Below are 15,675 nucleotides of genomic sequence, written 5' to 3'. Positions count from 1 at the left end.
CTCAGGCTTCCCGCAGTGGCAAGGGCCTGCCGCCGATCACGGTGCCCAGTATGCGCACGTCCTTCAGCTTCTCGGGCGCCACCTCCAGCGGATCGTCCTGCAGCACGCAGAAGTCCGCATGCTTGCCGACCTCGATGGAGCCGACCAGGTGATCCAGGTGCAAGGTGTAGGCCGCGCCCAGCGTGACGGCATGCAAGGCCTGCTCCACACCGATGCGTTCGGACTCCCCCAGCACCTTGCCCGACGAAGTCTGGCGGTTCACGGCGCACCAGGCCGTGAACAGCGGTCCCAGCGGCGTGATGGGCGCATCCGAATGGATGGAGAACGGCACGCCGGCGCGCGCCGCCGAGGCGCAGGCGTCCATGCGCCTGGCGCGGTCCGGCCCCATGGTCAGCGCGTGATGGGCGTCGCCCCAGTAGAAGATGTGGTTGGCAAAGAGATTGGCGCACATGCCCAGGCTGGCCATGCGCCGGAACTGGGCCGCGTCGGCCATCTGGCAATGCTGCAAGGTGTGGCGGTGATCGCGCCGCGGGCTGCGGCGCAAGGCGCGATCCACCGCGTCGATCGCAAGCTCGGTGGCTTCGTCGCCATTGGTATGTATGTGCAGTTGCACGCCGGCGTCGTGGTAGGTCTGGACCATTGCGTCCAGCTCGGCCGGCGCGATCACCCAGATGCCGTTGGGCGCGCCGTTGTAGTAGCCGGGCCAGCGCAACCGGGCGGTAAAGCCCTGGATCGAACCGTCCACCACCAGCTTGACCATGCCCAGATGCAGCTTGTCGTTGTTCAGGCGCCGGGCCTCGGCCAGCTTGGCCAGGCAGCGCTGCGGATCGCCCGCGTAGGCCAGCGCGGACGCGGCCGGCACGATGCGCACGGGATAGTCCGGTTCGGCGGTGATGCGGGCCAGCGTCGCCAGGCCCTCGTCGCCCAGTTCATTGACCAGGTCCGTGGCCGTGGTGACGCCCGCCCACTGCGCCACCTTGCCGAACATGCGCAGGCCCTCTTCCGATACGCCCACGGTGCGGAATGGACTGCCGATCAGGCGCATGACGGGGAACATCGCGGCGAATTCGCAGAGTTCGCCGCTGGGCCGTCCGTCTTCCATGCGCGTCACGCCCTCGATGTCGGTATCGCGGTCTATGCCGGCGCGCGCAAGCATGGGCGTGTTCACGTTCATCAGGTGCATGCTGGCATGCATGACCACCACGGGCCGCTCGGCGGACACCGCGTCCAGGTCCTGCACGCGCATGCGCGCGCCTTCGAAGAAGATCGGGTCGAAGCCCCAGCCTATCAGCGTCTCGCCGGCCGCCAGGACGCGTTCGGCCTCGCGCAGCCGCGCGGCCACCGCATCGAAACTCTTCAAGCCTTCCCACAGCCTGCCATCGGGTCCGCGCCGGTCGTAGAAGCCCACGTACACGAACTTCCACATGCCGCCTTCCGGCAGATGGCAATGCCCTTCGACCAGGCCTGGCATGAGCACTCTGTCCGCATAGCGCTCGTCGAGGTCGGCCGGACCCCAGCCCGCCAGTTCCTCGCGGCTGCCCACTCCCAGGACGCGGCCCTCGCGCACCGCCACGTGCGTGGCGCGGGGCTGCATCGGGTTCATGGTCAGGATGCTGCGCGCGGCATAGATCGTGGTTCGGGCGCGGGAGTCGGTCATCTGTCTGTCCTTCTATCGGAGGGTGGGCTCATCCCTGCAGCGGCGACGCCAGGACGCCATCGCGGGATTCGACGAAATGGCAGGCCACGCGGTGGCCCGGCGCGACTTCGCGCAAGCCGGGTTCGCGCGTGGTACAGAGCGGCTGCGCGGCCGGACAGCGTCCGGCAAAACGGCAGCCCGGCGGCGGATCGACCGGACTGGGCGGATCGCCCGCCAGCCGCACGCGGCGCGCGGCCAGCTCGCGCCCGCCCTTCACGGTCGGCACCGCCGACATCAGGGCGACGCTGTAGGGATGCAGCGGCCGCGTGAAGAAGGCGTTGCGGGTGGCCTGCTCGATGATCTTGCCCAGGTACATGACGGCGATGTCGTCGCAGATGTGCTCCACCACCGCCATGTCGTGCGAGATGAACAGGAACGACTGGCCCTGCTCGCGTTGAATGCGCCGCAGCAGGTTCAGGATCTGCGCGCGGATGGCGATATCCAGCGCGGACACCGGTTCGTCGCAGACGATCAGGTCCGGCGCACTGGCCAGCGCCCGCGCCACGTTCAGCCGCTGCCGCTGGCCGCCGGAAAACTGGTGCGGAAACAGTTGCCGCTGCTCCGGGCGCAGGCCCACCAGTTCGAACATGCGGGCCACGCGCGCCTCGCGTCCGCCGGGCGGATCGATGCCCATCAGGTCCAGCGGCGCACGCACGATGTCGCCCGCCCGCTGGCGCGGATTGAGCGAGGAATACGGATCCTGGAACACCAGCTGCACGCGGCGGCGCATGCGGCGCAGGGCGGAGCCGTTCAGCGCCGTCATGTCCGTACCGTCGAAGTGGATGGAGCCCGCGGTCGGGTCCGCCAGCCGCAGCACGGACAAGGCCGTGGTGGTCTTGCCCGAACCGGACTCGCCCACGATCGCCAGCGTGCGGCCGCGCTGCAGCTCGAAGGACACGCCGTCCACGGCCTTCACGACCACCGGCTTGCCGTCGCGGCCACGCCCGCCGATGGGAAAATGCACGGCAAGATCGCGCACGGACAGCAAGGCGGAAGATTGCGGTGACGTCATTGCGCGGTCTCCGGATACAGCCAACAGGCGACTTCCTGCCCCTCGCCTACACGGGTCAGGGGCGGAAACGCGTCGCGGCAGCGCGCCATGGCCTGCCCGCAACGTTCCATGAAGGGGCAGCCCGCGCCGCGCTCCCAGATCGAAGGCACCACGCCGGGAATCTCCGGCAGGTCCGGGCGCACGTCGTCGGGCTCGCGGTCCAGCTCCGGCAGACAGGCGATCAGCCCCTGGGTGTAGGGATGGCGGGGCTGCGCCAGGATCTCGCGCACGCCGCCCTGCTCCACCACCCGTCCGCCGTACATGACCACGACCCGGTCGGCCATCTCCGACACCGCGCCCATGTCATGCGTGATCAGCAGCACCGCGGTGCCGCGCCGCGCCTGCTGTTCGCGCAGCAGGTCGAAGATCTGCGCCTGAACCGTCACGTCCAGCGCCGTGGTCGGCTCGTCGGCGATCAGCACATCCGGATCGCAGGCCAGCGCGATGGCGATCATCACGCGCTGCCGCATGCCGCCGGACATCTGGTGCGGATAATCGTCCACGCGCCGCTCCGGCAAGGGGATGCCCACCGACTTCAGCATTTCGATGGCGCGCTCGCGCGCCTGGCTCTTGCTCAGGCCCTGATGCAGCCGCAGGGGCTCCGCGATCTGGTCGCCGACCGTATACACGGGATTCAGCGCCGTCATGGGCTCCTGGAAGATCATGGAGATCTTGTTGCCGCGCACCTGGCGCATGGCCTCCTCGTCGCGGCCGGCCAGGTCGTCGCCGCGCAGGCGCACGCAGCCCCCGCCGATGCGCCCCGGCGCTGGTATCAGCCGCATGATGGCCAGCGCCGTCATGCTCTTGCCGCAGCCCGACTCGCCCACCAGGCACAGGGTTTCGCCGGGGTTCAAGTCGAAGCTCACCGCGCTCAGCACCTCGGCGACACGGCCGCGCGACTGGAACTCGAGGCTCAGGCTGTCGACCTCCAGCACGGGCGCCTGCAGCGCGGCGTTCATGCCCGCCCCCGCGAGTTCGGGTTGAGCGCGTCGTTCAACCCGTCGCCGATCAGGCTGACGGCCAGCACGGTCAGGAAGATGGCGGCGCCCGGCAGGGTCACCGCCCACCACGCGGTCAGGATGTAGGGGCGATTGCTGCCTATCATCAAGCCCCAGCTCATGATGTTGGGGTCGCCCAGCCCCAGGAACGACAGGCCGGCCTCGAACAGGATCGCCGTGCCTATTGCCAGCGTCGCCGACACGATCAGCGGCGCCAGCGCGTTGGGCAGGATCACGCGCCAGATGATGCGCGCGTCGCCCGCGCCTATCACCCTCTCGGCCAGCACGTACTCGCGGCGCTTGAGGCGCAGGAACTCGCCGCGCGCCAGCCGCGCCGTGCCCGGCCAGCTGACCACGCCGATGGCGATGGCGATGGTCGCCAGCGACGGCGAAAACAGCGTCACCAGCACCATGGCGAACAGCAGGGTCGGCAGCACCTGGAAGAATTCAGTGATGCGCATCAGGGTTTCGTCGATCCAGCCGCCGTAGTAGCCCGCCAGCGCGCCGACCGTCAGCCCGATGGCCATGGACAGCACGGCCGCCACCACGCCGACCAGCAAGGTGGCTCGGCCTCCATAGACCATGCCGGTCAATACGTCCCGTCCAAGGTAGTCGGTGCCCAGCAGCGCGTCCGCGCCCGGCGGCGTCATGGGAGCGCCGGCGATCTCGAAGGGATCCGCCTCCATGATCATGGGCCCAAAGAGCGTCACGGCCAGAATGGCGGCCAGCAGCAGCACGCCAGCCAGCGCCGCGGGATTGCGCGCGAATACCCGCAAGGCCTCGTACGACGGACGGGCCGGCGGCCGCGCCGCCTGGCCTTGCATGGCGGCGATGGATACGGCGGGAGGAGTCTGGCTCATGAGGTCTTGATCCTGGGATCGATCAGGCGATAGGCCAGATCGGTAAGCTGATTCATCACGACCACCAGCAGCGAGGCGAACAGCAGGATGCCCAGCAGCGTGGGATAGTCGCGCCTGAGCACGGAGTCGAACGCCAGCCGGCCCAGCCCGGGCCAGTTGAAGACCGTCTCGACCAGGATCGCGCCGGCCAGCACGTTGCCGAACTGCAGGCCCAGCATGGTCACCACCGGCAGCACGCCGTTGCGCAGCGCGTGCTTGTAGAGCACGGAGCGTTCCGGCAAGCCCTTGGCGCGCGCGGTGCGGATGTAGTCGGCCGACAGCGCCTCCATGACGCTGGCGCGCGCCAGCCGGCTGTACTGCGCGAGGTAGACGAAGGCCAGGGTGAAGGCCGGCAGCACCAGGTGATGCAGCACGTCCAGCACACCCGCCCAGCCGTCCTGCGGCCCGCCGGCGGAACGCATGTCCGACACCGGGAAGATCGGCAGCGCCGAGGCGAACAGGATGATAAGGATGATGCCCGTCCAGAACACCGGCGCGGAGTAGCCCACCACCGACAACAGCGTGATGCCTTGCGACAGCGGCCCATTGGGCTTGCGCGCGGCCAGCGTGCCCAGCAGCGTGCCGGCCAGGAACGCGCTCAGCACCGAGGTCACCACCAGCAGCAGCGTGGCAGGCACGCGGTCCCAGATCAGCTGCGCCACCGGCACGTTGAAGAAATAGGAATAGCCCAGGTCGCCCCGCAGCACCTGCATCAGGTAGATGCCCAGTTGCGTCAGGAAGGGTTTATCCAGCCCGTACTGCGCGCGCAGCTGCGCACGCAGTTCTTCGCTGATGCCGCCCATGGAGCCCGCGATGGTCTCGACCGGATCGCCCGGAGAGATGTGGATCAGCAGGAAATTCAGCGTCACCACGGCCAGCAGCAGCACCAGCGCATAGGCAAGGCGGCGCAAGAGATAGCGCGTCATGGCGGCTCCACCCTACTGCAGGTAGGTGTCGTCCATGGGCGATATGACGCCCCAGATGCCGTCCGGCAGGCCGTGCACCTTCTTCAGCGACAGGGTGTGGTACGGAATGACCGTGAGGAAGTCGATGGGCACGTCGGCCGTGACCAGGCGCTGGAATTCGGCGTACAGCGCGCGGCGCTTGTCCGCGTCGGTTTCGGTGCCGGCCTGTTCCAGCAGTTCGTCCACCTTGGGGTTGGAATAGGACTGCGTGTTGGTCCAGATGATGTCGCGGATATTGCTGGACAGGTAGGTGCGGTGCACGCCGATCACCGGATCGCCCCAGTTGAAGACGATGTCCGTGGTCATGTCGAAATCCTTGCCGGCGATGCGCTTGGCCCAGGTCGGGAAATCAGGCGAGGCGCGAACCTGCACCGCGATGCCGACCTTCTTCAACTGGCTGCGCAGGTATTCCGCCACGTTCTTGCCCTGCACGTCGGAACCCGGCATGTAGTCCACCGTCAGCGACAGGCGTTCGCCCTTGGCGTCCTTCTTGTAGCCTGCCTCTTCCAGCAGTTGCTCGGATTTCTTCAGGTCCAGCGGATACTTCGCCACGTCCTGCGTGGCAAACGGGCTGGTGCCGATGATAGGCCCGTCGGCGGGCTTGGCGAAGCCCGCGTTCAGCGCCTTGGTGATGAAGCCCTTGTCGGTGGCATAGGCGATGGCCTGCCGCACCCGCACGTCGTTCAAGGGCTTGCGCGCCGTATTGAAAGCCAGCCAGCTCAGGGCGCCTATGCCCTCATAGCCCTTGCTGGTCATGACGATGGCGGAATTTTCCTTGGCGCGCCGCAGTATGGTGGGCTCGGTCATGAAGGGCAACACGCCGATGTCGCCGCGCTCCAACCCGATCAGCAGATTGGTGGCGTCGGGATTGATCTTCACCACGATCCGGTCCAGGTAGGGCTTGCCGGGCAGGAAGAATTTGTCGAACTTCTCCAGCACGATTTCCTGGCCCGGCTTGAATTCCTTGAACTTGAACGGACCCGATCCGACCACGTCGGCCGAGTTGCGCGGATGGCTCTTGAGGTCCTGTCCATCGTCGTAGATGTGCTTGGGCAGCACCGGCATCAGGGCCGGCGACAGCGCCAGCAGGATGGCCGGATGGGGCTTGCTCATGCGCAGCACCACGGTGTAGGGATCCGGCGTGTCCACGGCCTCGACAGGCGCGAACATGGTCTGGAACGGATGGTTCTTCTTGACCGCCATGACCGAGAACGCCACGTCGGCCGAAGTCACTGGCTTGCCGTCATGGAATACCGCATCTTTGCGCAGATGCAGGGTCAGCGACTTGCCGTCCGGCGCCAGTTCCCAGGACTGCGCCAGATAGGGATGCGGCTTCCATTCGGCGTCGTAGCGCAGCAGGCTGGCGAACAGCTGCGTGCTGGGCAAGGCAGTTGCGATGCCCGACTGCACCGCGCCGTTCAGGTGCCGCGGCACCTGCGTCGACCCTATCACCAACGTACCGCCGGACTTGGGCGCGTCCGCAGCCATGGCCCCGCCCGCAAGGGCCAACGCCGTCAGTATCGTGGTCAGGCATTTTTTTGCGCTGCGCATGTTCTACCCCTTGATGTCCAGTGTCACGAGCCATTCATCGGATGGCCTTGGGGCTAGCGTATCCAGCCTGCTGGTCCAGGCTTAGTACCAAACCGCCGGACTTTTTGGAGCCAGCCCCGCGGACGGTCTGGATTCAGGCTGCCAGCGCCCGCGCGTACAGCGAAGCGACTGCGCAACTGTTGACGCGGGCCTGCATGGAATCGGAGCGGCTGGTCAGCAGCACAGGCACGCGCGTACCCAGCACCAGTCCGGCGGTACCTGCGCCGGCCAGCCAGGTCAGCTCTTTGTAGAGCATGTTGCCGGCCTCGATATCGGGCACCAGCAGGATGTCGGCATCGCCCGCCACGCGCGAGACGATGCCCTTCTGATCGGCTGCCTCGCGCGAGATGGCGTTGTCGAAGGCCAAGGGGCCGTCGATCTCGCCGCCGCGGATCTGCTGGCGGTCCGCCATCTTCGACAGGGCCGCCGCGTCCAGCGTGGCGGGCATGGAAGGATTGACGGACTCCGTGGCGCACAGCACCGCGAGCTTGGGGCGGTCCACGCCCAGCGCGCGCGCCAGGTCGATGGCGTTCTGCGCGATGTCGGCTTTCTCCTGCAATGTGGGCGCAATGTTGACGGCCGCGTCGGTCAGGATGAAAAGCTTGGGGTACGCCGCCACCGCCATCACGAAGGCGTGGCTGATGCGCCGATCGGTGCGCAGGCCGGCGTCGCGCGCCACCACGGCCGACATGAAGTGGTCCGTGTGCAGGCTGCCCTTCATCAGCATGCGCACCGCGCCGTCCCGGGCCAGCGCCGCCGCCGCGCGCGCGGCCTGGCACTCGTCATCCGGCGTGTCGACCACTTCCACTTCGTTGTCGCGCAGCCCCAGTTCCGCCATCAGGACGCGCAGCCTGGCGGCCGGGCCGACCAGCACCGGCTCGATGTAGCCAGCGTCGCGCGCCTGCACGGCCGCGCCCAGGCTGGTCGGGCACAGCGGATACGCTACCGCGGTGCGCAAGCGGCCGGCCGACAGCGCGGCATTGCGCAGCGGCTCGAACAAGCGATCGCTTTCCATTTCTGTCTGCTCCTGCCGCGGAGATCCGCGGCGCCTGGCGGAAGAAATCCGGCGCGGCCGCCGCCGTGCCGGACGCACGCTGCGCGATCAGCGCTTGGCCGGATCGATCGACAGCGGCACCTCGCCCGGATGGAAAGGCTGGTTCACGTACTGCTTGTACTTGTCCAGGAAGCGTACCGGCTGCTTGAGCGCGTCGCGGCGGAACGGGTCGCCCAGTTCCTGGCTGACCATCATCTCCAGCACGGTGGTCTTGCCTTCGGACTGCGCCTTGCATGCGGCCTGCAAGGCGGCGCCCACCTGGTCGGCATGCTCCACCCTGATGCCTTCCGCGCCCATGGCCCGCGCCAACTCCGAAAAGTTCGGGTTCTTCAGGTTGCTGCCGACGAAGCGGCGGCCGTAGAAGTCCACCTGGTTCTTCTTTTCCGCGCCCCATTGGCCGTTGTGGAACACCACGGCCGTCACCGGTATCTTCTCGCGCACGCAGGTCAGCAATTCCTGGAAGCTCATGCACCAGGCGCCGTCGCCCACGTAGGCCACGGCGGGACGGTCGGGCCGGCCGAGCTTCGCGCCGATCAGCGCCGGCAAGGCGTAGCCGCAATTGCCGAAGCTCATGGCGGCCAGCATGGAGTTCGGCTCGTCGAAGCGCAGATAGCTGTTGGACACCGAGCAGATGTTGCCGATGTCGGTGGACACCATGACATGCTTGGGCATGGCGCGTTCCAGCTCGCGCAGCATGCGGCGCGGATGCATGCGGCCGCCGCCGTGCTCGATGATGTCCAGGCTCCAGTCGTCTCGTTCGTGCGACCAGCTGTCCAGTTCCTTTTCCCATTCGGCCTTCTGCGCCGCGATCTGTTCGGCGCGGCCACCTTTGGTGGCGGCGCAAGCGATCTCGCGTCCCCGCAATTTGCCCGCCAGCGCCGCAGCCGCCGGCTTGGCATCGCCGCAGATGCCCACCGACACCGGACGCACCAGGCCCAGCATGCGGTGGTCGGCGTCCACCTGGATGATGCGCGCACCCTGCGGCCAGTAGTCCAGCCCGTGCTGCGGCAAGGTTCCGAAGGGTCCCAGGCGCGTGCCCAGCGCCAGCACCACGTCGGCCTGCGACAGCAGCTTCATGCCGGCCTTGGCGCCCTGGTACCCCAAGGGGCCGCACCACAGCGGGTGGCTGGCCGGGAATGCGTCGTTGTGCAGGTAGCTGGTGACCACCGGCGCGCCCAGCAGTTCGGCCAGAGCCACGCATTCCGCCTGCCCTTCCGAGAACAGCACGCCGCCACCCGCCACGATGACGGGGAACTTGGCCTGCGCCAGCATTTGCGCCGCCGCCTCCAGGTCCTCTTCCGAGCCCGGCCCGCGACGGATGCGGCGCGGCTCTGGAATCGCCACGTCGATCTCGCCGTAGAAATAATCGCGCGGGATGTTCAGCTGCGTGGGGCCGCGCTCGGCCAGCGCATTGTCGAAGGCCTTGGCGGTGAATTCCGCCATGCGGTCGGGCCGGTTCACATGGGCCTGGTACTTGGTGATGCGCGAGAAGATCGGCAACTGCTCGGTTTCCTGGAAGCCGCCCAGCCCCATGCCCGCGGTGCCGGTCTCGGGCGTGATGGCCACGACCGGGCTATGCGCCCAGTACGCCGCCGCCACGCCGGTCACGAAATTGGTGATGCCGGGGCCGTTCTGCGCGATGCAGACGCCGTGGCGCCCCGTCACGCGCGAGTAGCCGTCGGCCATGTGCGCGGCGCCCTGCTCGTGCACCGTCGGCACGAAGCGGATGCCGGCCGCCGGGAACAGGTCCAGCGCGTCCATGAAGGCCGAGCCGACGATGCCGAATACGTCCTTGACGCCCTGCGCGACCAGCGTTTCCACAAACGCTTCGCTGGGGGTCATGTGTTGCTTGCTGCTCATGGTCTCTCTCCTGGCAGGCCGGCGGTGTCGGATTGCATCTGGGCCGGCATGATCCGATACTGCAGCAGAAACCTGCCCGTTCCCAGCCCATGGCGTTTCATTTTCTGCAAAATCCGTGCGACGATGCGCAGCAAGCCGCCGAATCTTCAATTATTGAAAGATGAAAGACGAATCCTCCGCAGCGCTGCGCGCGCTGACCCTGCTGGAACAGGTCGCCCGCTCGGGGCAGCCGGTATCGCTGGCCGCGCTGACGGACGCCACCGGCCTGCCCAAGCCCTCCGTGCTGCGCATCCTGTCGCGGCTGGTCGACGCCGGCATGCTGCTGCGCGAGCCCGCCGGCAAAAGTTACGTCAGCGGCCCGCGCCTGAGCGCGCTGGCACGTGAAACCCTGCTGAATTCGCCCTTGCGCGGCGAACGCCACCGCATCCTGGACAGCCTGGTCGACGAAATCGGCGAAACCTGCAACTGCACCATGCTGGACGGCGACGAGGTCATCTACCTGGACCGCGTCGAAACCGCCTGGCCGCTGCGGGTGAACCTGCAATCGGGCTCGCGCGTGCCGCTGCATTGCTCGGCCAGCGGCAAACTGTTCCTGGCCCACATGCGGCGCGAGGCGCGCCAGCGGCTGCTGGCCGCGGCGCCCTTGCCGCGCTACACGCCCAACACGCTGTGCGACGTGGCCGCGCTGGAACAGGAACTGCGCACCATCAAGAAGGAAGGCGCGAGCTTCGACCGCGAGGAATTCCTGCTGGGCATCGTCTGCATGGCGGTGCCCATTCTGCATGGCACGCGCGCCATCGCCGCGGTCGCCTTGCACGCACCGGTGGCCCGGCTGTCCATCGAAGGCGCGCGCGCCTGGTTGCCGCGCATGCAAGAGGCCGCCCGGGCGCTGGCCGGCACCTACGGGCCTGACGCCTAGCGGCCGGCGGCTCCCGCCCGCCCAGGGGCGCGTCTGGAACGCTATGTTCCGCCTTTGTTGCAAGGGCCATCGGCCGCAGGCATTACACTCTTGGGCGTACGCGCGCCTGCCTCATGACGCAGCCGCCCCTTCCTTTTGCCGCCAGGCCGATGCCGGGCAGAAAGCGACACTCTTCTATCGTGACCGACACTTCCTTTACCTCCCTGCCCCTGCTGCCCGCCCTGCTCGACAACCTGAAGAGCCTGGGCTTCGAGCAGATGACACCCATCCAGGCCCAGAGCCTGCCGCTGATCCTGGAAGGCCGCGACCTCATTGCGCAAGCCAAGACCGGCAGCGGCAAGACCGCGGCCTTCGGCCTGGGCGTGCTGCAGAAGCTCGATCCCGCGCGCTTGACGCCACAGGCACTGCTGGTCTGCCCCACGCGCGAGCTGGCGGACCAGGTCGCACAGGAGTTGCGCCGGCTGGCCCGCCAGATCGCCAACGTCAAGATCCTGACCCTGTGCGGCGGCGCCGCCGCCCGTCCCCAAGCCGAATCGCTGGCGCGCGGCGCGCACCTGGTGGTGGGTACGCCCGGCCGGATCCAGGATCACCTGGAGCGCGGCAGCCTGGACCTGTCGGGCCTGAACACCCTGGTGCTGGACGAGGCCGACCGCATGGTCGACATGGGCTTTTATGACGATATCGTGGCCATCGCCTCGCATTGCCCGACCAAGCGCCAGACGCTGCTGTTCTCGGCGACATATCCCGACAACATCCGCAAGCTCAGCGCCCGCTTCCTGCGCAATCCCGCCGAGGTCAAGGTCGAGGCGCAGCATGACGCCAGCCGCATCGAGCAGATCTTCTACGAAATCGACGAAAAGGACCGGCTCGACGCAGTGACGCGCCTGCTGGCGCACTTCCGCCCCGAATCCACGCTGGCCTTCTGCAACACCAAGATCCGCAGCCACGACCTGGTGGAACGGCTGCAGGCCGAAGGCATCAGCGCCCAGGCCCTGAACGGCGACCTGGAACAGCGCGAGCGCGATGAAATCCTGATCCAGTTCGCCAACCGCAGCTGCGCCGTGCTGGTGGCCACCGACGTGGCGGCGCGCGGCCTGGACATCCAGAACCTGGGCGCCGTGATCAACGTCGACGTGACCAAGGACACCGAGGTCCACGTGCACCGCATCGGCCGCAGCGGCCGCGGCGAACAAAAGGGCCTGGCGCTGAGCTTGTGCTCGCCCGAGGAGATGCGCTGGGCCAACCTGATCGAGCAGTATCAGGGCGCGCCGCTGGTGTGGGGCGACATCAAGGCCTTGCGGCCCAAGGCGGATCGTCCCTTGCGCGCGCCCATGATCACGCTGTGCATCCAGGGCGGCAAGAAGGACAAGCTGCGCCCGGGCGACCTGCTGGGCGCGCTGACCGGCGACGGCGGCCTGACGTTCGAGCAGGTTGGCAAGATCAACATCACCGAATTCAACTCCTACGTGGCGCTGGACCGGCAGATCGCCAAGCAGGCGTTCTCGCGTCTGTCCAACAGCAATATCAAGGGCCGGCGCTTCCGCATGCGCTATCTGGAAGAGTTCTGAGTGTCGGCGGGCGACAAAAACTTGATGGTTTTGCTCGGGTTTTGCAATAATGGCGCGGCCTGCCCCGGCGGCCGCCCTGCCCGCGATCACCGGGGCGCGGAACCAAAGGCTCGCGCCCTGTTCCAACGGCCGCGGTCCCCTTTCAACCAATAGATGAGAAACTCACCATGATCAAATCCGACGACACCGGCAAGCTGATCCTGCGCCTGACCCTCGGTATTCTGATTCTGCTGCATGGCCTGTTCAAACTGACCGGCGGCGGCGTCGGCGGCATCAGCGGCATGCTGTCCTCGCACGGCCTGCCCGGCTTCCTCGCCTATGGCGCCTACGTCGGCGAAATCCTCGCCCCCGTGCTGCTCATCGTCGGCATCTACACCCGCCTGGGCGGTTTGCTGATCGCCATCAACATGGTCGTCGCCATCCTGCTGGCCCACTCCGGCCAGATCAGCAGCATGACCAACAACGGTGGCTGGGCGCTGGAACTGCAAGGCATGTTCCTGTTCACCGGCCTGGCCATCGCCTTCATGGGCGCGGGCCGCTTCAGCCTCGCCGGTAACGGCGGCCGCTGGAACTGACAGCCGTAACACGGCGCTACGCGCTATGAGGGGGTCGCCGAGGCGGCCCCTTTTCTTTTGCGCGGACATTGATACGAACGACATCGACGGTCACGCAGGCGCAAATATCCGTCACCGGAAAGCTGTTTCGGAACGATTACAGTGCAGAACCGTGGAGACCGGCCTGTGGCCTAATCCTGACGAGCGCAAAAAAGGCGTGAACCACGCCAGGCGCTCGGCAGGAGTCGCAAAATGAAGAAAAGTCTATTGCTGATGCTGGCCGTGACCAGCGCCTTGACCGGTTGCGTGGTCGTACCCGCCAGGCCCGCGCACTATCGTCCCGCGCCGGTCTACTACACGCCGCATTATTACTACCCGGCGTATCCAGCCCCCCATTACTACTATCGTGGCTATTGATCCGCGCGCCCGTTGCGCCAAGGAAAAACCATGAATACCTGTTCCCGGATCCTACGCCCGCGCCCTTTGGCCGCGGCTGTCCTGATGGTTGCCTGTGCCAGCGTGGCGGCGCAGACCTATGAGCCGCCGCCGGCGCCCGCCGCGCCCGTCTATGACGACGGCGATCCCGCCAACGCCAACCTGGCGCTGGTGGACCGCAGCCCCCAGCCGCCCCCGCCCTTACCCGTCTATGTCCAGCCGCCAGCGCCCGCCGACGGCTATATGTGGGTGCCGGGCTACTGGAGCCTGAACCGCTACGGGTTTTTCTGGGTACCCGGCGCATGGGTGCTCGCGCCCTATGCCGGCGCGCTCTGGACACCCGGTTATTGGGGCTTCAGCAATGGCATCTACCTCTGGACCCCCGGCTATTGGGGTCCACACGTGGGCTTCTATGGCGGAATCAACTACGGCTTTGGCTACAACGGCCTGGGCTATGTGGGCGGTTACTGGAAGCGCGACCGCTTCTACTACAACCGTTCCGTCACGAACGTGAACGTCACGCGCGTGACCAATGTCTATAACCACACCGTGGTCGTGAACAACGTGGACAACCGCCGCGTCAGCTACCACGGCGGCCCATCCGGCATCCGGCGCAACGCGGACCCGCGCGAACTTGCCGCGCGCAAGGACCGCCATTCTCCGCAGACCGACATACAGCGCGGCTACGCGCGCGACGCCGGCAATAACCGGGCTCAGTTCTACGACCACAACAAGGGCCGGCCGCCCCAGGCCTACGTGGACCATCAATCCAATGGCCGGCCGCATGAAGGCCAGCGTCCGGACAATGGACGCGACGGACGCGACCGCGGCCAGGACAACAACGGGCGCGATAACCGCGGCGGCGCTGACCGGAACAACGCGGACCACGGCGACATGCAACGCGGACGCGATATGTCTGCCGGGCAGACAGGCCGCCCCCAGCAGCCGCAGGGGCAACAGGCGCGAGAGCAACAGCAGCGCGATCAGCAGGCGCAGCAGCAGGCGCGTCAGCAACAGCAACGTGACCAACAGGCCCAGCAGCAGGAACGCCAGCAGCAGCAACGCGACCAGCAGGCCCAGCAACAGGCGCGTCAGCAACAGCAGCGCGACCAGCAGGCCCAGCAGCAGGCGCGTCAACAGCAGCAGCGCGACCAGCAGGCCCAGCAGCAGGCGCGTCAACAACAGCAGCGCGACCAGCAGGCCCAGCAGCAGGCGCGTCAACAACAGCAGCGCGACCAGCAGGCCCAGCAGCAGGCGCGTCAACAACAGCAACGCGACCAACAGGCCCAGCAGCAGGCGCGTCAACAACAGCAGCGCGACCAACCGCGCGGAGACGGCAATGGCAACGGGAATGGCCGCGGCGGCTCCGGACGCGACTAGGACGGGCGACGCCGCCGCGCCGCTTACTGGACCCTCGCATCCTGCACGGCTACAGTAGACCCGTTGCCGCGCGGCCCCTGAAATTCCTGGAGATTCCGATGAAGCGCATTGCCCCCTGGTTACTCCTCTGCGGCCTGCTGGCCGGTCCCTCGGCCCAGGCCGCGCTGGACGTGGGCGCGCCCGCCCCGGACTTCAGCACCCAGGCATCGCTGGGCGGCAAGGTCTACACGTTCTCGCTGAGCGAGGCGCTCAAGCAAGGTCCGGTGGTCTTGTATTTCTTCCCCGCCGCGTTCACCCAGGGCTGCACGATAGAGGCGCACAACTTCGCCGAAGCCACCGATGATTACAAGTCCCTGGGCGCTACCGTCATCGGTGTGTCGACCGACAATATCGACACCTTGAACAAGTTCTCGGTCAGCGAATGCCGCGGCAAGTTCGCGGTAGCGGCCGACGGCGATGGCAAGATCATGAAGGCCTACGACGCGGTCCACGACAAGCGTCCCGAGTACGCGCAGCGCATCTCCTACGTGATCTCGCCGCAAGGCAAGATCCTGTATGAATACACCGACATGAATCCGGACTCCCACGTGGCCAACACCATGCGCGCACTGCGCGACTGGAAGGCCAAGCAGTAGGCGGCGCTGGCGGGCATGCGCCGCTACTGTTCGGCCGCAAGTCCGTTCATGACGGCAGTCCCGCATGTATC

Annotated in this window: 14 protein-coding genes; 6 read left to right on the top strand and 8 right to left on the bottom strand. The window is 67.2% G+C overall.

Features of this window, described 5'->3' with window-relative positions; translation table 11 throughout:
• Position 1: 1 nt before the first annotated feature.
• The 8 genes from HV766_RS06785 to xsc all read right to left on the bottom strand — a co-directional run bounded on the left by HV766_RS06785 (position 2) and on the right by xsc (position 10,113).
• Entirely contained in the window at positions 2–1,657 is a 1,656-nt protein-coding gene (locus tag HV766_RS06785) for an amidohydrolase (RefSeq protein ID WP_175180825.1), read from the bottom strand.
• 28 nt (positions 1,658–1,685) lie between these two features.
• Positions 1,686–2,708, bottom strand: a complete 1,023-nt coding sequence (locus tag HV766_RS06780; RefSeq protein ID WP_054456790.1) for an ABC transporter ATP-binding protein — start codon at positions 2,706–2,708, stop codon at positions 1,686–1,688.
• A complete protein-coding gene (locus HV766_RS06775) occupies positions 2,705–3,706 on the bottom strand; it encodes an ABC transporter ATP-binding protein (RefSeq protein WP_054456789.1) in 1,002 nt (333 codons plus the stop codon). Before HV766_RS06775 ends, HV766_RS06780 begins: the two co-directional genes overlap by 4 nt.
• Positions 3,703–4,605, bottom strand: coding sequence for an ABC transporter permease (locus HV766_RS06770; protein WP_125470795.1), 903 nt, complete (start codon positions 4,603–4,605; stop codon positions 3,703–3,705). The genes HV766_RS06775 and HV766_RS06770 overlap by 4 nt, the downstream gene beginning before the upstream one ends.
• Positions 4,602–5,570, bottom strand: coding sequence for an ABC transporter permease (locus tag HV766_RS06765; RefSeq protein WP_054456787.1), 969 nt, complete (start codon positions 5,568–5,570; stop codon positions 4,602–4,604). The genes HV766_RS06770 and HV766_RS06765 overlap by 4 nt, the downstream gene beginning before the upstream one ends.
• 12 nt (positions 5,571–5,582) lie before the next feature.
• Entirely contained in the window at positions 5,583–7,160 is a 1,578-nt protein-coding gene (locus tag HV766_RS06760) for an ABC transporter substrate-binding protein (protein WP_054456786.1), read from the bottom strand.
• Positions 7,161–7,293: 133 nt separating this feature from the next.
• A complete protein-coding gene (locus tag HV766_RS06755) occupies positions 7,294–8,214 on the bottom strand; it encodes a bifunctional enoyl-CoA hydratase/phosphate acetyltransferase (protein ID WP_175180824.1) in 921 nt (306 codons plus the stop codon).
• A gap of 87 nt (positions 8,215–8,301) precedes the next feature.
• Positions 8,302–10,113, bottom strand: coding sequence for a sulfoacetaldehyde acetyltransferase (xsc, locus tag HV766_RS06750; protein ID WP_054456784.1), 1,812 nt, complete (start codon positions 10,111–10,113; stop codon positions 8,302–8,304).
• A 160-nt stretch (positions 10,114–10,273) separates the two neighbouring features.
• Here xsc and HV766_RS06745 point away from each other — a divergent pair, with 160 nt between their 5' ends.
• The 6 genes from HV766_RS06745 to HV766_RS06720 all read left to right on the top strand — a co-directional run bounded on the left by HV766_RS06745 (position 10,274) and on the right by HV766_RS06720 (position 15,604).
• Positions 10,274–11,032, top strand: coding sequence for an IclR family transcriptional regulator (locus HV766_RS06745; protein ID WP_054456783.1), 759 nt, complete (start codon positions 10,274–10,276; stop codon positions 11,030–11,032).
• Positions 11,033–11,211: 179 nt separating this feature from the next.
• The gene (dbpA, locus tag HV766_RS06740; protein ID WP_119451102.1) at positions 11,212–12,600 is read left to right on the top strand and encodes an ATP-dependent RNA helicase DbpA; all 1,389 of its coding nucleotides are present in this window, start codon (positions 11,212–11,214) and stop codon (positions 12,598–12,600) included.
• A gap of 167 nt (positions 12,601–12,767) precedes the next feature.
• On the top strand, positions 12,768–13,175 hold the full coding sequence (locus tag HV766_RS06735) for a DoxX family protein (RefSeq protein WP_054456781.1): 408 nt from the start codon (positions 12,768–12,770) through the stop codon (positions 13,173–13,175).
• Between the two features lie 231 nt (positions 13,176–13,406).
• Positions 13,407–13,571 (top strand): hypothetical protein, encoded by a 165-nt coding sequence (locus HV766_RS06730; protein WP_175180823.1) that lies wholly within the window; start codon positions 13,407–13,409, stop codon positions 13,569–13,571.
• A 30-nt stretch (positions 13,572–13,601) separates the two neighbouring features.
• On the top strand, positions 13,602–14,969 hold the full coding sequence (locus HV766_RS06725) for an adenylate cyclase (protein ID WP_175180822.1): 1,368 nt from the start codon (positions 13,602–13,604) through the stop codon (positions 14,967–14,969).
• A 98-nt stretch (positions 14,970–15,067) separates the two neighbouring features.
• Positions 15,068–15,604 carry a peroxiredoxin gene (locus HV766_RS06720; RefSeq protein ID WP_119451100.1) on the top strand — a complete coding sequence of 179 codons (537 nt, stop codon included), beginning with the start codon at positions 15,068–15,070 and terminating at the stop codon, positions 15,602–15,604.
• The last annotated feature ends 71 nt before the right edge of the window (positions 15,605–15,675 follow it).

The organism is Achromobacter aegrifaciens, assembly GCF_902859735.1.
Lineage (GTDB): Bacteria > Pseudomonadota > Gammaproteobacteria > Burkholderiales > Burkholderiaceae_B > Achromobacter > Achromobacter aegrifaciens.
This window is presented reverse-complemented; position numbering and strand designations above follow the sequence as displayed.